24 protein-coding genes and 2 riboswitches are annotated in these 20,163 nt (G+C 61.8%); of the genes, 15 read left to right on the top strand and 9 right to left on the bottom strand.

Annotated features, from left to right (window positions below):
• Positions 1–113: 113 nt before the first annotated feature.
• Together ALTERO38_RS02040 and ALTERO38_RS02045 are read right to left on the bottom strand one after the other, a co-directional pair.
• Positions 114–1,112, bottom strand: coding sequence for a YrzE family protein (locus ALTERO38_RS02040; RefSeq protein WP_102837047.1), 999 nt, complete (start codon positions 1,110–1,112; stop codon positions 114–116).
• A 138-nt stretch (positions 1,113–1,250) separates the two neighbouring features.
• Positions 1,251–2,171 (bottom strand): histone deacetylase, encoded by a 921-nt coding sequence (locus tag ALTERO38_RS02045; RefSeq protein ID WP_159967091.1) that lies wholly within the window; start codon positions 2,169–2,171, stop codon positions 1,251–1,253.
• A gap of 79 nt (positions 2,172–2,250) precedes the next feature.
• Here ALTERO38_RS02045 and ALTERO38_RS02050 point away from each other — a divergent pair, with 79 nt between their 5' ends.
• The 3 genes from ALTERO38_RS02050 to ALTERO38_RS02060 all read left to right on the top strand — a co-directional run bounded on the left by ALTERO38_RS02050 (position 2,251) and on the right by ALTERO38_RS02060 (position 4,356).
• The gene (locus ALTERO38_RS02050) at positions 2,251–2,814 is read left to right on the top strand and encodes a GNAT family N-acetyltransferase (protein ID WP_159967092.1); all 564 of its coding nucleotides are present in this window, start codon (positions 2,251–2,253) and stop codon (positions 2,812–2,814) included.
• An 82-nt stretch (positions 2,815–2,896) separates the two neighbouring features.
• On the top strand, positions 2,897–3,766 hold the full coding sequence (tesB, locus tag ALTERO38_RS02055; protein WP_102837044.1) for an acyl-CoA thioesterase II: 870 nt from the start codon (positions 2,897–2,899) through the stop codon (positions 3,764–3,766).
• Positions 3,763–4,356 carry an HAD family hydrolase gene (locus tag ALTERO38_RS02060; protein ID WP_159967093.1) on the top strand — a complete coding sequence of 198 codons (594 nt, stop codon included), beginning with the start codon at positions 3,763–3,765 and terminating at the stop codon, positions 4,354–4,356. Before tesB ends, ALTERO38_RS02060 begins: the two co-directional genes overlap by 4 nt.
• 180 nt (positions 4,357–4,536) lie before the next feature.
• Here ALTERO38_RS02060 and trxA read toward each other — a convergent pair whose 3' ends face one another.
• From trxA to ALTERO38_RS02080, 4 genes are all read right to left on the bottom strand, one after another.
• A complete protein-coding gene (gene trxA / locus ALTERO38_RS02065; protein WP_159967094.1) occupies positions 4,537–5,406 on the bottom strand; it encodes a thioredoxin in 870 nt (289 codons plus the stop codon).
• Positions 5,407–5,496: 90 nt separating this feature from the next.
• The gene (gene thpR / locus ALTERO38_RS02070) at positions 5,497–6,027 is read right to left on the bottom strand and encodes an RNA 2',3'-cyclic phosphodiesterase (protein WP_159967095.1); all 531 of its coding nucleotides are present in this window, start codon (positions 6,025–6,027) and stop codon (positions 5,497–5,499) included.
• A 31-nt stretch (positions 6,028–6,058) separates the two neighbouring features.
• On the bottom strand, positions 6,059–6,736 hold the full coding sequence (locus tag ALTERO38_RS02075) for a methyltransferase (protein ID WP_159967096.1): 678 nt from the start codon (positions 6,734–6,736) through the stop codon (positions 6,059–6,061).
• A complete protein-coding gene (locus tag ALTERO38_RS02080; RefSeq protein WP_102837039.1) occupies positions 6,733–7,173 on the bottom strand; it encodes a YbaY family lipoprotein in 441 nt (146 codons plus the stop codon). Before ALTERO38_RS02080 ends, ALTERO38_RS02075 begins: the two co-directional genes overlap by 4 nt.
• A gap of 102 nt (positions 7,174–7,275) precedes the next feature.
• Here ALTERO38_RS02080 and nrdR point away from each other — a divergent pair, with 102 nt between their 5' ends.
• Positions 7,276–7,743 (top strand): transcriptional regulator NrdR, encoded by a 468-nt coding sequence (nrdR, locus tag ALTERO38_RS02085; protein ID WP_045424280.1) that lies wholly within the window; start codon positions 7,276–7,278, stop codon positions 7,741–7,743.
• Positions 7,740–8,849 (top strand): bifunctional diaminohydroxyphosphoribosylaminopyrimidine deaminase/5-amino-6-(5-phosphoribosylamino)uracil reductase RibD, encoded by a 1,110-nt coding sequence (gene ribD, locus ALTERO38_RS02090; RefSeq protein WP_159967097.1) that lies wholly within the window; start codon positions 7,740–7,742, stop codon positions 8,847–8,849. Before nrdR ends, ribD begins: the two co-directional genes overlap by 4 nt.
• Before the next feature lie 10 nt (positions 8,850–8,859).
• On the opposite strand, the gene ALTERO38_RS02095 is transcribed toward ribD, so the two are convergent.
• Both ALTERO38_RS02095 and ALTERO38_RS02100 read right to left on the bottom strand, forming a co-directional pair.
• Positions 8,860–9,357 (bottom strand): GNAT family N-acetyltransferase, encoded by a 498-nt coding sequence (locus tag ALTERO38_RS02095; protein ID WP_372239347.1) that lies wholly within the window; start codon positions 9,355–9,357, stop codon positions 8,860–8,862.
• Between the two features lie 125 nt (positions 9,358–9,482).
• Positions 9,483–10,232 carry a hypothetical protein gene (locus ALTERO38_RS02100; RefSeq protein WP_159967098.1) on the bottom strand — a complete coding sequence of 250 codons (750 nt, stop codon included), beginning with the start codon at positions 10,230–10,232 and terminating at the stop codon, positions 9,483–9,485.
• A gap of 355 nt (positions 10,233–10,587) precedes the next feature.
• Positions 10,588–10,732: riboswitch (FMN riboswitch) on the top strand.
• A gap of 119 nt (positions 10,733–10,851) precedes the next feature.
• On the opposite strand from ALTERO38_RS02100, the gene ALTERO38_RS02105 reads away from it, so the two are divergent.
• The 10 genes from ALTERO38_RS02105 (at position 10,852) to ALTERO38_RS02150 (ending at position 17,850) form a co-directional block, all read left to right on the top strand.
• Positions 10,852–11,520 carry a riboflavin synthase gene (locus tag ALTERO38_RS02105; protein ID WP_102837036.1) on the top strand — a complete coding sequence of 223 codons (669 nt, stop codon included), beginning with the start codon at positions 10,852–10,854 and terminating at the stop codon, positions 11,518–11,520.
• A gap of 22 nt (positions 11,521–11,542) precedes the next feature.
• Positions 11,543–12,622, top strand: a complete 1,080-nt coding sequence (gene ribBA / locus ALTERO38_RS02110) for a bifunctional 3,4-dihydroxy-2-butanone-4-phosphate synthase/GTP cyclohydrolase II (protein ID WP_159967099.1) — start codon at positions 11,543–11,545, stop codon at positions 12,620–12,622.
• A 64-nt stretch (positions 12,623–12,686) separates the two neighbouring features.
• Positions 12,687–13,163 carry a 6,7-dimethyl-8-ribityllumazine synthase gene (gene ribE / locus ALTERO38_RS02115; protein WP_019340068.1) on the top strand — a complete coding sequence of 159 codons (477 nt, stop codon included), beginning with the start codon at positions 12,687–12,689 and terminating at the stop codon, positions 13,161–13,163.
• Complete coding sequence (nusB, locus tag ALTERO38_RS02120; protein ID WP_159967100.1) at positions 13,160–13,645, top strand: transcription antitermination factor NusB; 486 nt, start codon at positions 13,160–13,162, stop codon at positions 13,643–13,645. The genes ribE and nusB overlap by 4 nt, the downstream gene beginning before the upstream one ends.
• 12 nt (positions 13,646–13,657) lie before the next feature.
• Complete coding sequence (gene thiL, locus ALTERO38_RS02125; RefSeq protein ID WP_159967101.1) at positions 13,658–14,617, top strand: thiamine-phosphate kinase; 960 nt, start codon at positions 13,658–13,660, stop codon at positions 14,615–14,617.
• A 36-nt stretch (positions 14,618–14,653) separates the two neighbouring features.
• Entirely contained in the window at positions 14,654–15,154 is a 501-nt protein-coding gene (locus ALTERO38_RS02130; protein WP_102837033.1) for a phosphatidylglycerophosphatase A, read from the top strand.
• Positions 15,155–15,248: 94 nt separating this feature from the next.
• Complete coding sequence (locus ALTERO38_RS02135) at positions 15,249–15,896, top strand: TIGR02281 family clan AA aspartic protease (RefSeq protein WP_159967102.1); 648 nt, start codon at positions 15,249–15,251, stop codon at positions 15,894–15,896.
• 120 nt (positions 15,897–16,016) lie between these two features.
• The gene (gene ribA / locus ALTERO38_RS02140; protein WP_102837031.1) at positions 16,017–16,634 is read left to right on the top strand and encodes a GTP cyclohydrolase II; all 618 of its coding nucleotides are present in this window, start codon (positions 16,017–16,019) and stop codon (positions 16,632–16,634) included.
• Complete coding sequence (locus ALTERO38_RS02145) at positions 16,631–17,050, top strand: hypothetical protein (protein ID WP_159967103.1); 420 nt, start codon at positions 16,631–16,633, stop codon at positions 17,048–17,050. Before ribA ends, ALTERO38_RS02145 begins: the two co-directional genes overlap by 4 nt.
• Positions 17,050–17,850, top strand: coding sequence for a cobalamin-binding protein (locus ALTERO38_RS02150; protein ID WP_159967104.1), 801 nt, complete (start codon positions 17,050–17,052; stop codon positions 17,848–17,850). Before ALTERO38_RS02145 ends, ALTERO38_RS02150 begins: the two co-directional genes overlap by 1 nt.
• A gap of 59 nt (positions 17,851–17,909) precedes the next feature.
• On the opposite strand, the gene ALTERO38_RS02155 is transcribed toward ALTERO38_RS02150, so the two are convergent.
• Entirely contained in the window at positions 17,910–19,823 is a 1,914-nt protein-coding gene (locus ALTERO38_RS02155; protein WP_256663747.1) for a TonB-dependent receptor, read from the bottom strand.
• A 94-nt stretch (positions 19,824–19,917) separates the two neighbouring features.
• A riboswitch (cobalamin riboswitch) is annotated at positions 19,918–20,131 on the bottom strand.
• Positions 20,132–20,163: the final 32 nt, after the last annotated feature.

A 20,163-nucleotide genomic window follows, 5' to 3' on the forward strand; every position in this document is an offset into this window, starting at 1 on the left:
GAGGCGGCCATTCTAGCGGTTCGCGATCGGAAGTCTGCAGCGAGGGAAAAGAGAGTGGGGCGGGTTACGGAGTTGAAGAAGCCCCGGCGCTGGGAGCGCCGGGGTGCAGAGGGTTAAACCGCGTCGGACTGTTTTGGCTGACGGCGGAAGCCGAACATGCCGGCGAAACCAGCCACAACGGCGTTGATCAACAGGGTGATCAACAGCGCCCAGCTCGCTTGGGAAACCCGTTTGGCAGCCTGCTCGGCAGCTTCACGGGCTTTCATCTCGGCCTGAGCGCGCAGTTCCTGGAACTTGATGTAGGCCTGCTGATACTGCTGCTCGATCTGGCTGACCATTTGCTCGGCTTGCTGCTCGCTCATGTTGCCGCGCTCTTGCATCAGGTTGACCAGCGCTTCGCGGTCGGCGGCGTTCAGCGTTTCCTCAGCCTTCTGCTGGATCTGTTCGATCAGCTGGGTCAGTTGCTCATCGGCCTGCTGCGGTTGCTGTTGAGCCTGTTCGACGCGGGTTTGCGCCTGCTGCTGAACCGCTTCGGCGTCCTGTTCGAGGTTCTGTGGCGCCAGCTGCGGCTTGCCGGTCTGACGCAGCGCCTGCTTGATTTCCGCCTGGATGTCGCTGAGGTCAAGGTTGATATCCGCCTCTTTGACCTGCTGCTTGATCTCACCGCCAATCGCTGGCGCTACCGAGGCAATGCCGGAGCCGACTGCCTGCAGGCCCGAACCGACCATGCTGGCCGTGCCCGATACGGCGGAACCGACCAGGCTGGCGATTAGATAGACCGTGACCAGCGTCGTCACTGCCCAGACCAGCAAGCCGTGCAGCATGCCGTGACGAGGCGCCATGCGACCCGCGACATAACCCCCTATGGCCAGCGACACGATGCCGGCGAGCACCATCCAGATAACGGCGCCTTTTCCAAGGCCTGCAACAGGATTGGCTTCGGTGGCCGGGTCGATGGTGGCTGTGCCAATGGCAGTACCCAGGAGGTGCAGCAGCAACGAAATGGCCAGAGCCAATGCGATGCCGGCGAACACGGCACTCCAAGATGCGTGGGGCCGGTAGCGAGTGCGAACGTTGCGATAGGCCGTGGTGTCGCGGTCAGTTTCGAGCATTGGAGCGTCCTCATTGTTATGTTTGCCAGTGCTTGAACAGCGGTCCAGACGTGCCGGGGCAGTTCATTCACACATAGAAGTGAGGGTTTCGCTGTCGATCGAAGTTCCGCACTGCGGTCTTCGGTGTGACCAGTGGTGTCAGCCTAAGCCGTGGCGCTGCCAGGCGTCGGCGGCGCTGATGTGCAGCTGCGCATGGCGTCGGGCAAGCCGCGCGCGGTCCTTGTCGTAGCCGCCGCCAATCACGCCGACCACCGGAATGTCCCGCCCCAGACAGTGTTCGATCACGGCGCTGTCGCGCATGGCCAGGCCTTCGTCGCTGAGCGCGAGCAGGCCCAGCGCGTCGTCGCGGTGTACATCGACGCCAGCGTCATAGATGACCAGATCCGGCTGATACAGCGGCAGCAGGTAGCTGAGCGTATCGTCGACGACTTTCAGGTAGTCGGCATCGCCCAGGCCTGGCGCCAAACCGATGTCCCAGTCGCTGCGGGCCTTGCGCGTCGGGAAATTCTTTTCGCAATGCAGTGACACGGTGACCGCGTCCGGCACCTGCTCGAGAATTCGTGCAGTGCCGTCGCCCTGATGCACATCACAGTCGAAGATCAGTACACGACCGACGCGGCCGCTCTCCAGCAGCGAAAGGGCGATAATGGCCAGGTCGTTGAATATGCAGAACCCAGAGGCATGGTCGTAATGGGCATGGTGGGTGCCGCCCGCCAGGTGACAGGCCAGCCCGTGCTGCAAGGCAAGGTCCGCGGCCAGCAGCGAGCCGCCGACCGCGCGTACGGTGCGCTGCGCCAGTTGCGGGCTCCAGGGCAGGCCCAGGCGGCGCAGCTCCTCGCGGCTCATGTCGCCGCTGCAGTAGCGCTCGACATAACCACGGTCATGGGCGAGTGCCAGCCTATCGGGCGGGCAGAGTTCGGGACGTAACAGCGCTGCATCCGTGGTCAAACCGCAATCGACGAGGTGGTCGCGCAGCAGCCGGAACTTCTCCATGGGAAAGCGGTGCCCCGGCGGCAAGGCTGGGCTGTAATCGTCGTGAAAAACCAGCGGCAGAGACATCGAATCGGGCCCATTGAGGTCAACAGCGAGTATGCAGAGCCGCCACCGAAATCTTCAAGGAAACAGCACGGACGAACCGATGGAACGTATTGAACTGGAAACACCGCGTTTGCGCCTGCGCGCCTGGCATGATGCCGATCTCGATTATCTGTATGAGTTGTGCAGCGATCCGCTGGTGATGCGCTATTTCCCCAAGCTGCTCTCGCGTGATGAATGCGCTGCGGTGATGGCGCGCAGCCGGATGCATTTCGCGCGATTCGGCTTCGGTTTCTGGGCGTTGGAGCTGAAGAGTGACGGCCGTTTCATCGGTATAGCCGGGCTGTCCTGGAGCCGTTTGCCGCTGCCGTTCTGCCCGGTTGTGGAAATCGGCTGGCGGCTCGCCCATGAGCATTGGGGGCAAGGCTTCGCCCGCGAAGCGGCGGAGGCGTCGCTGGCATGCGGTTTCGATCAGTTGCAGCTGCCGGAGGTGGTGGCTTACACGGCAGCAATCAATGAGCCTTCACTGGCGTTGATGCAGGCGCTTGGCATGAGGCACGAACCTGAGGATGACTTCGACCATCCGATGATTTCCGAGGGTGATCCCTTGCGCCCTCACGTGCTGTATCGAATGACGCAGGATCGCTGGGCTGAACGGCGTCGATAAGCGCAAGCAGTGGAGCCGCTTCGGTGGAATCCGTAACATTGCGCGCCTGCCTCGTGCCTCGCATACATAAAGGAACTACACCATGAGCGACACCCTAGACACGCTGGTCAACCTGCTGTCGCTGGAGCGTATCGAAGAAAACCTCTTCCGCGGTGCCAGCCAGGACCTGGGCTTTCCCCAGCTGTTCGGCGGCCAGGTGGTCGGTCAGGCGCTGTCCGCCGCCAGCCAGACGGTGGCGCCGGAGCGTCACGTGCATTCGATGCACGGTTACTTCCTGCGCCCTGGGGATTCGCATCATCCGGTGGTCTACGACGTCGACCGGGTGCGTGACGGTGGCAGTTTCACCACGCGCCGCGTGAGCGCGATCCAGAAAGGGCAGACCATCTTTACCTGCAGCGCCTCGTTTCAGGCCGACGAGACCGGGTTCGAGCATCAGTTGCCGATGCCTGACGTGGTCGGCCCCGAAGACCTGCTCAGCGAATGGGAGCTGTTGCACAAGCTGACACCACTGGTCCCGGCGCGCGTGGCAGAAAAGCTGCGCCGTCCAAAACCCATCGAGATCCGTCCGGTCACGCTGCAGGACCCCATCAATCCGCAGCCGATCGAGCCTGTTCGGCACATCTGGTTCCGCGCCGATGGCTCGCTACCGGACAACCCGGCCCTGCACAAGTACCTGGTCGCCTACGCCTCGGACTTCAGCTTTATCGGCACCGCCCTGCAGCCACACGGCGTCAGCTCCTGGAGCAAGTTCATCCAGCTGGCGAGCCTTGACCATGCCATCTGGTTCCACCGCGAAGTGCGCGCCGATGAATGGCTGCTGTACTCCATGGACAGCCCATGGGCCGGTAACGCGCGTGGTTTCGCCCGCGGCAGTATCTTCAACCGCGCGGGTGAACTGGTCGCTTCGGTGGCGCAGGAAGGCCTGATTCGCGTGCGTGAGGACTGGAAGTGAGCCTGGCCGATGCGCGGCACTGGGTGTTCGACATGGACGGCACCCTGACCCTTGCCGTGCATGATTTCCCAGCGATCAAGCGGGCGCTCGACATTTCCCAGGAGGACGACATTCTGCATCACCTGGCTGCGCTGCCGGCTGACGAAGCCGCCAGCAAGCGCGCCTGGCTGCTCGATCACGAGCGCGAGCTGGCTCATGCGGCGACACCCGCGCCAGGCGCCCGTGAGCTCCTGCACATGCTGCGTGACCGGGGTTGCCGGCTTGGCGTGCTGACGCGCAATGCCCATGAGCTGGCGCTGGTAACCCTGCAGGCGGTGGGCATGGGTGACTGCTTTGCCAGTGAAGACATCCTCGGCCGTGACGAAGCACCACCGAAGCCCGATCCGGGCGGCTTGCTGCATCTGGCGGACAAATGGAGCATCGAACCCAGCGAGCTGGTGATGGTGGGTGATTTCCGTTTCGACCTGGAATGCGCCAAGGCGGCAGGCGCGCGCGGCGTGCTGGTCAACCTGCCAGAAAACCCCTGGCCTGAGCTGACCGATCTGCACGCCCGTGATTGCCTGGCGTTGCGCCAGCTACTCAGTGGCTAGCCCAAGCATCGCCCAAAGATCGGCATGCATTCAGCGGTAGGGTGGATCACGCTCTACCGATCCGCCGCGCTGTCAGGCTGGACCAGGACGCGGGTATGAGAAAAGGGACATCCCCGAAACGGATAGCCGACCTATCCGAGTCGGGAGGATGCAATTGCTGAAGACGCTTCCGTAGATGGCTCAGTAAAGCGCCTGATACAGCTTGCGGCGGTAGGTTGTGACCAGCGGATGGTCGCTTCCCAATAAATCGAATACCTGCAGCAACGTCTTGTGCGGCAGGCCGTCCGCGTAGCCGCGATTGCGCACGAACAACTTCAACAAACCGTCCAGCGCCGCTTCGTGCTGCTGGCGTGCCAGCTGCTGAATGGCCAGCTGGTAAGCCGCCTCGTCATCTTCGGCGTCCTGCGCCAGGCGGCTTTTCAGATCGGCCACTTCCGGCAGATCAGCGGCTTGGCGCAGAAAGGTCAGCTGCGCGCGGGCGCCGGCAAGTGCCTGCTTGTGCTCGTCGCCCTTGACCGCGTCGAGCACCAGTTCGGCTTCGCCAAGCTCGCCACGCTCGGCCAGGCAGCGCGCATAGAGAATCAGTGCTGCCGCGTTTTCGTTGTCTTCGGCCAGCAATTGCTTGAGCAGATTTTCCGCGTCGCTGATGCGCCCTTCGGCGAACAGCGCTTGGGCGGTTTCGAGCAGATCAGCTTCCGGCGCGGCTGGCGCCTGCACGTGTGGCTCAAGCATGGCGCGAATGGCCGATTCCGGCTGAGCACCGGCAAAACCGTCGACCGGCTGACCGTCCTTGAACAGCACCACGGTAGGCAGGCTGCGTACGCCGAAACGCGCCACCACGTCCTGCTCGATATCGCAGTTGACCTTGGCCAGTACCAGTTGGCCCTGATACTCCTCGGTAATCTTCGCCAGGAGCGGCATCAGCGCTTTGCACGGCGCACACCACTCGGCCCAGAAGTCCACCAGCACCGGCTTGTGAAAGGAGTTTTCCAGCACCAGCTGCTCGAAATTGGCGCTGGTGACGTCAAAGATGTAGGGAGTCTGGCTCATTGAAATTCTCGGAATGGGCACATGCGAAGTAGGCGTGCATGTTAAGTGGGGGCGAGGCGATTCGGAAGCAAGGGTGCAGGTTGCAGATGCTCAGCGGCTGGGTGCAGCCAGCGGCCAGCTTGCCAGCTCGGTGTAATGAGCACCTTGTGCGGTGTTTTCTGAGAGGTAGAGCCCGAAGTGGTTCACGGCCCAACGGAAAGCCCGTGGCTCCATAGTGGGCAAGGCGTGAACCTGCCGCGACAGGGTGACATGCGGCAGGAACGGGCGAGAATCAAGCACGACACCTTGCGCGGACAGTCCGGCGTGCAATTGCCCGACGAGGTCAATCAAGGGCGAGGGGCTCAGGCTGGGCGTCAAACAGGCGAAATTCTTGCCGATCATCTGCAGCTGGTCGAGCTGCAGCAAGAAAGCGTCAACACGCAGGCTGTCCGCAAGCTGCTTCAAGCCATCCACCGCTGTTGCCGGTTGGTTACCGAGAAAAGCCAGAGTCATATGCAGGTTGGCCTGGGCGACAGGGCGACCGCCCAGCGCGTGACTGTCGCGCCAGTTGCAGATGGCACTCGCAATGTCGGGAGGGCAGGACAGGGCGAAGAACAGGCGTAATGGTTTGTCGGTCTGCATGTGTCCTCCAGAGCAAAGCCTGCGCTGCGCTTCAGCACATTGCGATGGGCACAGCTTGGCGATGGGCGTGGTAGAGGCTGACCCGGCGAAACTCCGCCGGTTCGGCCAGATCCGTCCAGGTGCAGGCGTCGAGAATATCCAGACGCTCATACAGGGGGTGCTGAAAGTCCCGCACGCGGGAATCGGCGACCAGTGCCACCTGGCCGCGGCTGAGAAACTCATCGAGCAGGGGCAGGTTGGCCCGGTCATAAAGCACATCGGCGACGATGATCAGGTCGTAGCGGTCAGCCTCGGTAAAAAAATCGTCCGAATAGTTGAGCTGCACACCGTTGAGCTCCGCGTTGGCGCGACACGCGGCCAGGGCCAGCGGGTCCAGATCACAGGCCACAACCTCTGCGGCGCCGGCCTTTGCTGCGGCAATAGCCGCGACACCTGATCCCGCACCGAAGTCCAGGACGCGCTTGCCTCGCACCCATTCCGGACGCTCGGCCAGCCAGCGCGCCAGGACCAGGCCGCTGGCCCAACAGAAGCACCAATAGGGCGGCTCTTCGAGAATCCTCCGGGTTTCCTCGGGGCTGAAGGCGCGGTCCATGTTCAGCGCATCGATCAACCACAGTTGGACATCCGTGCCGGGCAATGACTCGATACTCAGCGAAGCATCGCCGAGCAGTTCTGCCAGTGCCTGTTGCAGCGCAGCGGGCGGCTTCATGGGGCTGGCACCAGATGCAACGGGCCGAGGGACTGGTTGGCCGAACTGCTGACCTGCACGGCGGGCAGGCGCATAATCAGTTGCCCAGAACGGGTCACGCGTCCGCGCAGTTCCACATCCCGGCCCTTGGGGAATTTCTCGGCATTGAACTTGAGAATGAACGGCAGCTCGGTTCCCCGGCCTTGCAGCCTCACATTGCTCAGCAGTCGGTCTGGCTGGTCACGACGGTTGACCTCCAGCAGCGCCAGCTCGACTTCACTGTCAGCGGGTACGCCGATCAGGCTGCCGTGCAATTCGTGCATCAAGGTGCTGGCCTCGGGCGGCTCTTCGAAGGTGACGGCCGCGGTAGGGCGCTGGGAACGCTCATTCGCACAACCAACCAGAACCAGCAGCAGAGCAGGTAGAACAAAGTGGCGTAACAGCACGAACGGCTCCATAACATGACGTAGATGCGCGCCTGTATAGCAACAATCCGCTCGATTTGTCTTGCTGGCGGGATGCGCTACCATGGCTCTCCCGACGTCTGACAGCTCTAGCCCATGCATTGTCCCTTCTGTGGTGCACATGACACCAAAGTCATCGACTCGCGCCTCGTGGCCGAAGGCGATCAGGTGCGCCGTCGCCGTGAGTGCCTCGCTTGCGGTGAGCGTTTCACCACCTTCGAGACCGCTGAGCTGGTCATGCCTCGGCTGATCAAACAGGACGGCAGCCGTCAGCCGTTCGACGAGGAAAAGCTCCGTGCGGGCATGCAGCGCGCGCTGGAAAAACGCCCGGTCAGTGTCGAGCGCCTCGAAGAAGCCATCGCTCATATCAAGCATCGCCTGCGTGCCACCGGCGAACGCGAAATCAAGTCGCGTGTGCTCGGCGAGCTGGTAATGGTCGAGCTGCAGAAACTCGATGAGGTCGCCTATATCCGCTTCGCGTCCGTTTACCGCCGCTTTCAGGACCTCAACGAGTTCCGTGAGGAAATCGAGCGCCTGTCCCGCGAACCCGCCAAAACCGAATGAGCGCCAACGATCACCTCTGGATGGCCCGTGCGCTGCAGCTGGCGCGCAAGGGGCTCTATTCGACGCACCCTAATCCGCGGGTCGGCTGCGTCATCGTCAAGAGCGGTGAACTGGTGGGTGAAGGTTGGCACGTGCGTGCTGGCGAGCCGCATGCCGAAGTCCACGCCCTACGTCAGGCTGGCGAGCGCGCCGCTGGCGCAACCGCTTATGTCACCCTTGAGCCATGCAGCCACTACGGCCGCACACCGCCCTGCGCCGAGGCGCTGGTCAAGGCGGGGGTTGGCCGGGTAGTCGCAGCCATGCAGGACCCCAATCCACAGGTGGCCGGTCGTGGCCTGGAGCTGTTGCGCAGCTCGGGCATCGAAGTCGCCAGCGGCGTGCTGGAAAGCGAGGCCCGCGCCTTGAACCCTGGTTTCATCAAGCGCATGGAAACGGGGCTGCCTTACCTGCGGGCCAAGCTGGCGATGAGCCTGGATGGGCGCACCGCGATGGCCAGCGGCGAGAGTCAATGGATCACCGGGCCGGATGCACGCGCCGAGGTACAGCTTTTGAGAGCGCAGTCAAGCGTGGTGCTCACCGGCGCCGACACGGTGCTGATGGACAACGCTCGGCTGACCGTGCGTGCTGCCGAGCTGCGATTGGATGACGAACTGTCCGCGCTGGCGTTGCAACGGCAACCGCTGCGGGTTCTGGTCGACGGGCGACTACGTGTGCCGTTGGACGCTCCCTTCTTCCAGGCCGGACCTGCACTCGTGGTGACCAGCAACGAAGTTCAGGCCGCTCGCTATAGGTCGGCGGGCCATGAGCTGCTGGCGCTTCCCGGCGAGGCGGGGCGTGTCGATCTGCGTCGTCTGTTGCATGAACTGGCCAAGCGCGATGTCAACGAGGTGCTGCTCGAAGCCGGGCCGCGCTTGGCCGGCGCCTTTGCCGCGCTGGGCCTGATCGACGAATACCAGATATTCGTTGCCGCCAAGTTCCTTGGCTCCTCGGCGCGGCCTCTCCTCGATCTGCCGCTGGAACGTATGAGTGAGGCGCGCGAACTGCACATAAAAGACATCCGCGCCGTTGGCAGTGACTGGAAGGTTGTTGCCGTTCCGACCAACTGAAGCCCGGTGTTTATTCGATGCCGATCTGCGTGTCGTAAAGTGTGAAGCCGCGGGCTTGGTAATTCTGAAGTGCGCTCAGGTGGTCGAGGGTGCAGGTATGGACCCAAACCCTTCGCGTGCCCGCCCACTCCCAGGCGCTGCTAGTGGCATGACTTAGCAGGCCCCCGCCAAAACCGCGGCCGAAGAAGGCAGCCTCCAATCCGAAATAAAGGATTTCCACGTCGTCACCCTGTCGACGCAGCTCGTAATAGCCCGCGATGGCACCTCGGTGGTAAGCGACCCAGGTGCGATGGTTTGGGTCTTCAATTTCTTGTTGCCAGACTTCGTCGGGCTGGTCGAGTCGCTCGGTCCACTGCCAGGGGGCGCCAATCAATCGATACAGAAACTGATTGAAGTGGAACTGCTTTATCTCGCATTCGCTGACTAGCAAGTCATTCGGGATCGGCTTTGCCCGAAGCTGCGAAGGGGCAGTCATTTCGAGAAAGTACGTTACTGTTTGATCAGTCAATGCGGCACCTCGCAGCACATCAAAGGGCAGCACAGCATACGGGATCGAGCCCGGTCATTGGCCTGAGCATGAAGCCCGGCATGGTCTCGCTGCCCGAGGCGTGCGAGAACATGCCTTCCTGGCTTCTAGTTAACCGGCCTTAGCCCATTGTGATCCAGCTTGGCCCGGCGTTTATTCGCTCCCAGTAATGATCGCGCCAGCGCGCTTTCGTGATGCGGATTGCCGAAGTGAAACAGCGCCGTGGCGCGCAGCATAGAGGGATCGCATACGTCATTCGCATGCAGGCTGCGGTAGCCCGAGAACAGATACAGGTTGCCGGGCACCAGCTTCAGGCGGATCGGTTTCAGCCAGCCGCGCCGCACCGCAAAGGCGACCAGCTTCTGACTTACAGTGTTATGCAGCACGGCCTTTTCAATAACGTTGCGCAACGCGTTGAATCGGATATGCCGCGTATTGGGAAAGATGATCAGGTCGCCGCAGTGTTCGCCTTCAGTCGGAATGTACAACGGTAGCAATGCGGTAACGGCCGTGGCGTCGAAGTGGTAGAAGTGCGATTGCCTGAGCCCACTACGCCCTTGCAGACAGCGAATAACCGGAAAGACCTGCTCCTCAGTGGCCGGCTCTCGGCCCGACTGAAGGCGGTAAAGCTGCGCCATTCGGTCCTTGAATGGCATTGAGAGCGCCAATCCTGCAAACATGGTGCCGCTCAGCTCTTCGATACCATGAATGCAGAAATACTCACCGTCGCGGGTGGCCGTTTGTTGCTTGATGAAGGCGCGGCCCAGTTCGAGTTGTTCGGGTGAGATGTAGTGCTCTATGACCGTGTAGCCCTTGCGGTCGATCTGGGCAGCATGTGCCTCAGCCGACGGTTCCATAGCCGTAACCTCTGACATACCCATCCCTCATGGCACATGTGAAGGTTCGGAGCGTTCGTCCTGATCGTGTCCTGGTCGGCGCGGAGGATCTGCAACTACGAGCGGATCCTGGCTCGGCGTGTCGGTACGAAGAATGCGGGCGTGACGTTCCTTCCTGATCGTCTTGTGTTGCACGGGTGCAGCTGGCGGCGTCGGCGCGCGAATAGACCGCTGCGACGCGTATGGACAAACAAACGCAACGGTAGTTGCTTAGATGTTTAAAAATGTTTCGCTGCCGCAGCGCCGGTCTGGCGGTCGTTTGTCGGCTGCAGAATCGACGCAACTGTGGTAAAAACTGCGCCGGGCCTGAAAGGGCCCACGTTCTCAGGGCGGGGTGAGATTCCCCACCGGCGGTAATGGCACAGTTCTGTGCCTAGCCCGCGAGCGCTTGCTCAGGCAAGGTCAGCAGACTCGGTGTGATTCCGGGGCCGACGGTATAGTCCGGATGAGAGAGAGCGGGATGCCTCGACGGGCGCCTTTCGTGCGCGCGTCCACTCCCTATCGATCTGCAGCGCCCTGTTTTATCCAAAACAGGAGTTCGTCATATGCATCGTTTCAACAGCCTTCCACGGGAGGCCGCATGTTCACAGGAATAATCGAATCCATCGGGACCATTGGTGCCATGACGCCGAAGGGCGGCGACGTTCGAGTGCTGGTCGAGACCGGCAAACTGGATCTGGGCGACGTCAAGCTCGGCGACAGTATTGCGGTCAATGGCGTCTGTCTGACCGCCGTTGAGCTGCCGGGCAACGGCTTCTGGGCCGATGTCAGCCGTGAGACGCTCGCGCGCACCGCCTTCGTTGATCTCAAGACCGGTAGCCGGGTGAATCTGGAGAAGGCCCTGACGCCGACCAGTCGCCTCGGCGGGCACCTGGTCAGCGGTCACGTCGATGGCGTGGGTGAGGTGGTTTCGCGTGAAGAGAATGCCCGCGCCGTGCAGTTCCGTATCCGCGCGCCACGCGAATTGGCCAAGTACATCGCGCTCAAGGGCTCGATCACCGTCGATGGCACCAGCCTGACGGTCAATTCAGTCAATGGCGCGGAGTTCGAACTCACCATTGTTCCGCATACCCTGGCCGAAACCATCATGGTCGACTACCGCCCCGGGCGGAAGGTGAATCTGGAAGTGGATCTGCTGGCGCGTTACCTGGAGCGCCTGCTGATGGGTGACAAGGCCGCCGAACCCAATGCCTCGGGCCTGACCGAAAGCTTCCTCGCCGAACACGGCTACCTGAACCCGGCTCGGTAAACGAATAGAAGGAATGGCCACCATGGCTCTGAACACCGCTGAAGAACTGATCGAAGATATTCGCGCCGGCAAGATGGTCATCCTCATGGATGACGAGGACCGGGAAAACGAGGGCGACATCATCATCGCCTCCGAATGCGTGACTGCCGAGCACATCAATTTCATGGCTCGTTTCGCCCGCGGCCTGATCTGCATGCCGATGACCCGCGAGCGCTGCGAAACCCTGCAGCTGCCGCTGATGGCGCCGCGCAACGGCTCCGGCTTTGGCACCAAATTCACCGTCTCCATCGAGGCGGCAGAAGGTGTCACCACCGGTATCTCTGCCGCCGACCGCGCGCGCACCGTGCAGGCCGCCGTGGCACGGAATGCCGTGGCCGAAGACATCGTCAGCCCCGGTCATATCTTCCCCCTGATGGCGCAGCCGGGCGGCGTCCTGGCGCGCGCCGGGCATACGGAAGCGGCCTGTGACCTCGCTCGCATGGCCGGTTTCGAGCCGTCTGGCGTGATCTGCGAAATCATGAATGACGACGGCACCATGGCGCGTCGCCCAGAGCTCGAGCTTTTCGCTGAGCAGCACGGCCTGAAGATCGGCACCATCGCCGACCTGATCCACTACCGCATGATTCACGAGCGCACCGTCGAGCGGGTTTCCGAGCAGCCATTGGAAACCGAGCTGGGTCAGTTCACGCTGGTCACCTATCGCGACGACGTGGAAGACACGGTGCACATGGCGTTGACGCGCGGTGAGATTTCCCCCGAAGAGCCAACCCTTGTGCGCGTGCACAACATGGAACCCCTGCGCGACCTGTTGCTGGTGACCGTGCCGGGGCGCTGGAGTCTGCGCGCGGCGATGAGCGAAGTGGCAAAAGCCGGCAGCGGCGTGGTACTGCTGCTAGGCAATCCACTGACCGGACCGCATCTGCTGGCCCAGCTCAACCGTCAGCAATCTCCGAGCCCGGCAACTTACAGCACCGTCGGTGCCGGATCTCAGATCCTCCGCGACCTCGGTGTTCGAAAGATGCGCTTGCTGAGCTCGCCGATGAAGTTCAATGCGATATCCGGCTTTGATCTGGAAGTTGTAGAATACCTGCCCGCCGAATAAACGATGTCAGGGCGCCGCGATGCAACGCGGCGCCTTCGTTCTTTAAAGAGATGAGAAACCACCTATGACACTGAAGACCATCGAAGGTACCTTCATCGCCCCGCAGGGCAAGTTCGCCCTGGTCGTCGGCCGCTTCAACAGCTTCGTTGTCGAGAGCCTGGTGAGTGGCGCAGTCGATGCGCTGGTGCGCCACGGCATCGCTGAAGACGCCATCACCATCATCCGCGCGCCGGGTGCCTTCGAGATTCCGCTGGTCGCACAGAAAGTTGCCCAGCAGGGCGAGTACGACGCGATCATCGCCCTCGGCGCGGTCATCCGTGGTGGCACCCCGCACTTCGAATACGTGGCTGGCGAATGCACCAAGGGCCTGTCGCAGGTTTCCATGGAGTTCGGTGTGCCGGTCGCCTTCGGCGTGTTGACTGTCGATTCCATCGAACAGGCTATCGAGCGCTCCGGCACCAAAGCTGGCAACAAAGGCGCCGAAGCTGCCCTGTCCGCGCTTGAAATGGTGAGTCTGCTGGCGCAGCTGGAGGCCAAGTGAGCCTTAATCACGACGACAGTCAGGATGCTCCGCAGCCAAAGGCCAAGGGCAAGATCGCGACGCGCCGCGTCGCGCGTAGCCTGGCAATGCAGGCGCTGTACCAGTGGCACATGGCAGGCCAAAGCCTCAACGAAATCGAGGCGCAGTTTCGCGTCGACAACGATTTCTCCGGCGTCGATGGCAACTACTTCCATGAGCTGCTGACTGGCGTTGCGCGCGCGAAGACTGAAGTCGACGGCGCCATCGTGCCGCATCTCGATCGTCCGCTCGAAGAGCTCGATCCGGTTGAACTGGCCATTCTGCGCCTGTCCACCTTTGAGCTGATGCATCGCGTCGACGTCCCGTATCGCGTGGTGATCAACGAGGGCATCGAGCTGGCCAAGGTGTTCGGCGCCACTGACGGGCACAAGTTCGTCAATGGTGTGCTGGACAAGCTGGCGCCCAGCCTGCGCAATGCCGAGGTCAGCGCACACAAGCGCTGAGCCATCCGCCTGATGGGTGAGTTCGAGCTGATCCGCCACTACTTCGCCGCCGCCGCTTGTGCCAGGGCTGGCGGCGATGTCGCGCTGGGCATCGGCGATGACTGCGCGTTGCTGACCGTCCCGGTCGGCGAGCAGCTGACAGTTTCCACAGACACGCTGGTTGCTGGCGTGCATTTCTCCGATCCGTGCGATCCCTATCTGCTTGGTCAGCGTGCGTTGGCTGTATCGACCAGCGATCTCGCCGGGATGGGCGCGACGCCCATTGGTTTCACGCTGGCGCTGACGATTCCTTCCGTTGATCCCGACTGGCTGAGCGAGTTCGCCCGTGGTCTCGACACCATGGCTGCTGGCTGTGACATGCGCCTGATCGGCGGCGACACTACGCGCGGCCCGCTGAGTATGACGCTGACGGTCTTTGGGCGCGTACCGATAGGCCAGGCGTTGTTGCGCAGCGGCGCGCAACCAGGCGATCTGCTGTGTGTTGGTGGAGCGCTTGGCGATGCGGCTGGGGCGTTGCCAGTGGTGCTCGGCGAGCGAGAAGCGAGCTCAGTCGAGGCTGCAGCGCTGCTAAGGCGCTACTGGTCGCCGCAACCGCAGCTCGCGCTCGGTCAGGCGCTGCGGGGCAAGGCAACCGCGGCGTTGGACATATCCGATGGCCTCTTGGCCGACTGCTCGCATATTGCCAACGCGTCCTCTGTTTCCCTGGTCGTCGAGCAAGCGAGGGTGCCGCTGTCGGATTCGCTGCTGCGTTTTGCCGGTGCCCAGCGGGCGCTGCAGTGCGGCTTGGCAGGAGGCGATGACTACGTTCTTGCGTTTACCTTGCCAGCTGATGCGTTTCCCATCATGCAGGCTGAAGGCTGGCCCATTCATGCGATCGGCCACGTGGCCGCGGGTGAGGGCGTTCGGTTGGTCGATGCAGAAGGGCATTTCGTGGACGTCAGCCATCAGGGCTACAACCACTTCACGAGCTGAGCCGTTGCTGCTCGATTAGAACAAGAGGACCACCGTTTGACCGATTCCCTGCAGCCTGTCGCCGAACCAATCCCTCATTCGGTGTGGAGCAATCCGTGGCATAACCTGGCCTTTGGTTTCGGCTCCGGCACGCTGCCCAAGGCACCCGGCACCTGGGGATCCCTTGTGGCGCTAGCGTTCGTGCCCCTGTGGCAGATGCTGCCGGCGTGGGGCTACGGCGCGCTAATCCTCGCCAGCATGCTGTTCGGCATCTGGTTATGTGGCAAGGTCGCCCAGGATCTGGGCGTGCATGACCACGAGGGCATTGTCTGGGACGAGTTTGCCGGTATCTGGATTACCTTCTGGCTGGTGCCGGCGGGCTGGTACTGGCTGCTGCTCGGTTTTGTCGTGTTCCGCCTGCTGGATATCCTCAAGCCCTGGCCGATCAGTTGGGTGGATCGTCAGGTGCATGGTGGGCTGGGCATCATGCTTGACGACATCCTCGCCGGCTTCGCCGCTTGCGGTGTGATGCATATTGCAGTGCGGTTGCTGGCCTGACCCGGCTTGGGCTCTGGCTGTGCATCGGATCGCTGCAAGGCCTGGATGCTCTATGAAAGAATGCGACCTGCCCAGATTCTAGGAGCCGCCGCTGATGCGCCCTGTTGCCCTGCTGTTCGCCGTTGGCCTTTCACTCGTCTCGCTCGCTGTCACGGCCGCGCCCCGGGTGCAGGTTGTCGGCCTGTTTCCTGGCGCTGCGGTATTGAATGTCGATGGCCAGCGCAAGCTCGTACGGGTTGGCCAGGTGGCGCCGGGCGGTGTAGAGGTGGTCAGCGCAGATTCGAAAGGCGCCGTTCTGCGGGTAGATGGCGTCGAGCGCAATTATGGGCTTTCCCGTGAGCTGAGTTCAGGGTTCGCCGAGCCTGATCGTCGCCAAGTGAGCATCGCTCAGGGGCAGGGCGGTCACTACTGGATAGCCGGTTCGGTCAATGGACAGCCCGTGCAGTTTCTCGTCGATACCGGCGCCACCTCGGTAGCGATCAACGAAATCCAGGCGCGGCGCCTCGGTATCGACTATCGAGTTGACGGCCGGCAGATCGTCGTAGGCACGGCAAGCGGCACGGCGAAGGCCTGGCGGGTCAACCTCAACAGCGTGAAAGTCGGCGCGATCGACGTGCTCAGGGTCGAAGCCGTGGTGGTGGAAGGCAGCTCACCTACCGACGCCCTGCTTGGCATGAGCTTTCTCAGTCGCGTCAGCTGGCGCGAGGATCAAGGCGTTCTGAAGCTCGAATCCAAGATATAGGCGAGGCCCCTCGTGATAGAGCCTTGCCTATATCCACCGAGGTCTGCGGTATCTTCCGATACAGCTTGCCGCAGCACTGCTGTTACAATATCCGCTTTTCCGCCTTCTGGAGTTTCTCCGGTGTCAGTCGTGTTCGTCGCCGCTTCCCAACTGCCGACGCCGTTCGGTGTGTTCACCATGCATGGTTTTCTCGATCAGGACACTGGCAAGGAACATGTCGTACTGACTCTGGGCAATGTGGCCGACGGCAAGCCCGTTTTGGGTCGCCTGCATTCCGAGTGCCTCACCGGTGATGCCCTGTTCAGCCTGCGTTGCGATTGCGGGTTTCAACTAGAAGCTGCGCTGCGTGCGATCTCCGACGAGGGTCGTGGGGCGTTGTTGTATCTGCGTCAGGAAGGCCGCGGCATCGGCTTGCTGAACAAGATCCGCGCCTACGAGCTGCAGGATGCCGGCGCCGATACTGTCGAGGCCAACGAGCGCCTGGGCTTTGCCCCGGACATGCGTGACTACGCTATCTGCCTGCCAATGCTCGAGCATTTGGGCATTGCCGAAATCAAGCTGATGACCAACAACCCACGCAAGGTAAAGGCTTTGCAAGGGTTCGGCATTCGTGTCGCCCAGCGCATGCCGCTTGAAATCGCTCACAACCCGCATAACGAAAAATACCTCGCTACCAAGGCCGGCAAGCTCGGTCACATGCTCGGCGAGATCCATCAGGGCGAAGCCGAGCAGTCGTGAATCGTGCTGCCGCCCGTCGCCAGCTGTCACTTGATGGCTGGCTGCAACTGCTGCTGGTAGTAGTGCCGGTGCTTGCTGCCAACCAGCTTCCCGAGCTGACTGGTAGCCACCAAGATTTCCTTGCGTTCCCGTTGTTCTTTATCGGCCTGGGCCTGTTGTTTCTCAGCTTGCCGCGCTTCACCACGTACAAGCATGCGCTGATCAAAACCGAGCGAGCGTTCGACAGCGAGGCAGAGCCCTCAGCGTGGTCCGCGTTGCGAAATGTTCGTCTACGCGCCCTACGAATTGCCGGGCTGCCGGCCTGGGTCGCTGCATTTGGCGCACCGCTCGGGGTCGAACCAGTGGCACAGCTGCTGCTGGTGTGCGGCAGCCTGATGCTGCTTGTTCTCTATCGCGTCCCACGTCAGCTTCAGTGATGCGTACCTTTCTGCTGTGCCTTGCGCTGCTGGCGTCGCCGCAATTGTCGGCCGTCGAGCGCGTAATCAGCCTGGCGCCCTCGCTCAGCGAGATCATGCTGGAGCTGGACGCCAGCGATCTTCTGGTCGGCGTTCTCGACGGTGGCGAACGGCCGGTGGCGCTGGAGGGGGTGCCCTCGGTCGGGCGTGTGGGACAGCTCGAAATGGAGAGCCTGCTCGAGCTGCAGCCAACTCTGGTGCTGCTCTGGCCAGACAGTATCAGCCGTGCGCAGCGCGACCAGCTCACTCAATTTGGCATTCCGGTACTTGTCGCTCAGCCGACCTCTTTAGCGCAACTCGCCAACCAGTTTGCCGTGATCGGTCAACGCGTGGGGCGAAGCGAACAGGGACAAGCACTCCAGCGCCAGTTCAATCAGGGTTTGGATCAGCTGCGTCAGCGCTATCGCCGTGAGCCCCCGCTGGACGTGTTCTACCAGATATGGAATCGCCCGCTTTACACGCTCGGAGGTCCTCAGATCATTGGTGAAGCCATCGAAATCTGCGGTGGTCGCAATGTCTTCGCCGATCTGCAACTCCCCGCGCCGCAGGTCAGCGTGGAGTCCGTGCTGTCCCGTAACCCTGACGTAATCCTGGCTGGCAGCGGTGCTCAGCTGTCCGAATGGAACGCCTGGCCCCAGCTGAAAGCGGTGCGTAAAGGGCAGCTCTGGGAAGTGCCCGATAAGGGGCTGGAGCGACCGAGCTTCCAGATGCTTGGGGCGATCGAGAAGCTCTGCGAGGTGATGGGGCAGGCGGTTTACTGACCGGGCGCAAGACGCCCGCACTCCACTGCGAACTGGACAGCCGGCCTTATCCCCTGGGTTCAAAAGCGATAGCCCACACTTAGCTGAATATCTTCTTCTGGCGCTGGGTACAAAGCCTTGTTGCCTGCTTGCCAGCTGTTGTAAATGGCGTAGCTGTCGTAGCGCTTTCCAGTCAGGTTGTTGATGCGAAGTTTGGCGTTGAGGTTTCGGTATTCGTACCGGATAGCGGCATTGAACAACGTATAACCACCCTCCTTTGGTAGCGCCAGGCCATCATCGCTGGCTAAGTAACGCGGGCCTGTATAGATGGCCTCAAGATATCCGTGAAGATTAGCAATGATCTGGTAGTCCAGATGCATGGCGGCACTGTGGCGTGATACCCAGGGGATTTCATTGCCCTTGTTGGCACCTGCACGCAGCTCCGTATCGGTAAAACTGTATTGGCCTCCGACGCGAAGTCGATCGGTCAGTTTACGCTCAGCCTCGAGCAGCAGGCCTTCGCGCCGAGTCTGGTCCAAGTTTACATTAGCGCCCCAGCCACCAAAGGCATAAGGCGCGTAGAGCAACTCATCGTCGAGATCGAGCCGGTAGAGGCTGGCCTGGTAGAGTTGGGTGGCGTCTTGCCAGGCGATTCCCGCTTCCCATGACTCGCCCGTCTGTGGTTTGAGAAATTCGATGCCAGGCTCGACGAGCGCGTTTTCGTTGACGTTGGCCCAGCGCAGAACTTCCTCGCGTTTAATGAATGCGTGAGTCTGGTCATTCACCTGCCAGCTCAGCGCTACGCTCGAGCTGTCTTCGCTGTCGCTGCGCGTACGGCCGTTGTGTCTGTTATTCACTTCACTGATGCGATAGCCGAGGCTTAGAGTCAGGCGATCGGTTAGCGGTTGGTTGACTTGCGTGTACCAGTCTCGCTGCGTTTGCTCGGCGTCGCTGCTTAGCGTCGGGTAGAACGCATACGTTGCCTGGTAATCGGCCTTCAGGTAATCGAAGCCCAACAGCCACTCGCCGCGGCCTGACGTACTGTCCCAATTGGCGGTGAGGCGAGGGCTGATGGTTTCGACGCGGGTCCCTTCTGTGAACGGACTACCTGAAATCAGGCCCGCCCCATCGCTGTCTCTGATGCTGTAGTCCAGGTTCGCGGTCCAATGGCGACCTAATGCCTGTTCGCCCGCAAAGCGATGCACGTCCGTCTTGCTGTTGTTCCATTCGTTCGAGGTGCTTGCTCTGCGGTCGGCGCGGCGTTGCGCGATGGTGAGGCTGCGCGGGTAGAGCAGCTCATCGTCGATGTTCTGGTATTCGTACAGAAGCCAGCCGCTGTCATGGTCATAGCGGAGGCGTCCGAACAGGTCGCGGTAGCTGGCGTCGTTGTGGTCGCGATAGTTGTCCGTATTCCGGGTCTCGCCGCTGATATACGCCGAAAGACCACCTCCGAATGACTGAGAAACATGGCCTCGGTATGCCTCCAGATCATGACTGCCTTGGGTGGTTTCGATATAGGCTTCGTTGCCGGACGGGCGTCGCGTAACGATGTTGACCACCCCACCGACAGCCTGGTCGCCGTATAGGACTGTTCCGGCGCCGCGCAAGATCTCGATCCGCTCGATGTTTGCAAGCGGTACGCTATTCAGGTCCGGGCCGCTGAGACTTGGATTGTTCAGCCTCCGGCCGTCGACCAGAACCAGCACGTTGTTCACCGCGTTGTCCCCGAAACCACGCAGGCTGATGGAGGCATGGTTGCCGTCACCGAGCGTGTCACGGATCTGGATACCAGCTTTCCCGTTCAGCACCTCTATCAGGCTACTGGCTGCACTCCGCTCGATTTCGTTCCTGTCGATCACTCGAGTGCTGGCCGGAGCAGGCTTTTCCAGGGCAGTCGCTCGGGTGATGACCATTGGAGGAGCTTGGTAAGGCTCCAGGGCGGCAGCAATGCTCGGCAGCAGCGCCACGGCCAAGGCAATAGGAGACAGTTTCATCAGGTTCGATCCTCAAAAGTTCAACGCTTTTGAGAAGGGCAGGAACAAGGGCGGAATGACGGGCAGCCGCGCTTGACGGTGCTGCCCTCCGCAACACCAGTCGAATCCGTCAGGCCGGTCTCCGGGCTTTCGACACGCACCTTGCTCGCCTTCCCGTGACGTGCACAGTGGCGGTTGAGCGGGCGGTGATCCTCTGATCACGGTCGATTACCGTTGCGGGGGCAGCGCCGGCCTTGCTCTTCGAGCGCACCGGCTTCCCGTTTAATGCGGACCTGGAGGTCGCGCACACCTGGGCGGATTGGAAATCGCGCGAACCTTACGGCCTGGGCTGGGGAAAGAC

Source organism: Pseudomonas sp. 9Ag (assembly GCF_902506445.1).
GTDB classification, from domain to species: Bacteria; Pseudomonadota; Gammaproteobacteria; order Pseudomonadales; family Pseudomonadaceae; genus Stutzerimonas; species Stutzerimonas stutzeri_AB.

Bases quoted from the DNA above. Each gene is read 5' to 3' on its own strand.
- ALTERO38_RS02040 (WP_102837047.1), bottom strand. From the start codon at position 1,112: ATGCTCGAAACTGACCGCGACACCACGGCCTATCGCAACGTTCGCACT.
- ALTERO38_RS02045 (WP_159967091.1), bottom strand. From the start codon at position 2,171: ATGTCTCTGCCGCTGGTTTTTCACGACGATTACAGCCCAGCCTTGCCG.
- ALTERO38_RS02050 (WP_159967092.1), top strand. From the start codon at position 2,251: ATGGAACGTATTGAACTGGAAACACCGCGTTTGCGCCTGCGCGCCTGG.
- tesB (WP_102837044.1), top strand. From the start codon at position 2,897: ATGAGCGACACCCTAGACACGCTGGTCAACCTGCTGTCGCTGGAGCGT.
- trxA (WP_159967094.1), bottom strand. From the start codon at position 5,406: ATGAGCCAGACTCCCTACATCTTTGACGTCACCAGCGCCAATTTCGAG.
- thpR (WP_159967095.1), bottom strand. From the start codon at position 6,027: ATGCAGACCGACAAACCATTACGCCTGTTCTTCGCCCTGTCCTGCCCT.
- ALTERO38_RS02075 (WP_159967096.1), bottom strand. From the start codon at position 6,736: ATGAAGCCGCCCGCTGCGCTGCAACAGGCACTGGCAGAACTGCTCGGC.
- ALTERO38_RS02080 (WP_102837039.1), bottom strand. From the start codon at position 7,173: ATGGAGCCGTTCGTGCTGTTACGCCACTTTGTTCTACCTGCTCTGCTG.
- nrdR (WP_045424280.1), top strand. From the start codon at position 7,276: ATGCATTGTCCCTTCTGTGGTGCACATGACACCAAAGTCATCGACTCG.
- ribD (WP_159967097.1), top strand. From the start codon at position 7,740: ATGAGCGCCAACGATCACCTCTGGATGGCCCGTGCGCTGCAGCTGGCG.
- ALTERO38_RS02100 (WP_159967098.1), bottom strand. From the start codon at position 10,232: ATGGAACCGTCGGCTGAGGCACATGCTGCCCAGATCGACCGCAAGGGC.
- ALTERO38_RS02105 (WP_102837036.1), top strand. From the start codon at position 10,852: ATGTTCACAGGAATAATCGAATCCATCGGGACCATTGGTGCCATGACG.
- ribBA (WP_159967099.1), top strand. From the start codon at position 11,543: ATGGCTCTGAACACCGCTGAAGAACTGATCGAAGATATTCGCGCCGGC.
- ribE (WP_019340068.1), top strand. From the start codon at position 12,687: ATGACACTGAAGACCATCGAAGGTACCTTCATCGCCCCGCAGGGCAAG.
- thiL (WP_159967101.1), top strand. From the start codon at position 13,658: ATGGGTGAGTTCGAGCTGATCCGCCACTACTTCGCCGCCGCCGCTTGT.
- ALTERO38_RS02135 (WP_159967102.1), top strand. From the start codon at position 15,249: ATGCGCCCTGTTGCCCTGCTGTTCGCCGTTGGCCTTTCACTCGTCTCG.
- ALTERO38_RS02150 (WP_159967104.1), top strand. From the start codon at position 17,050: ATGCGTACCTTTCTGCTGTGCCTTGCGCTGCTGGCGTCGCCGCAATTG.
- ALTERO38_RS02155 (WP_256663747.1), bottom strand. From the start codon at position 19,823: ATGAAACTGTCTCCTATTGCCTTGGCCGTGGCGCTGCTGCCGAGCATT.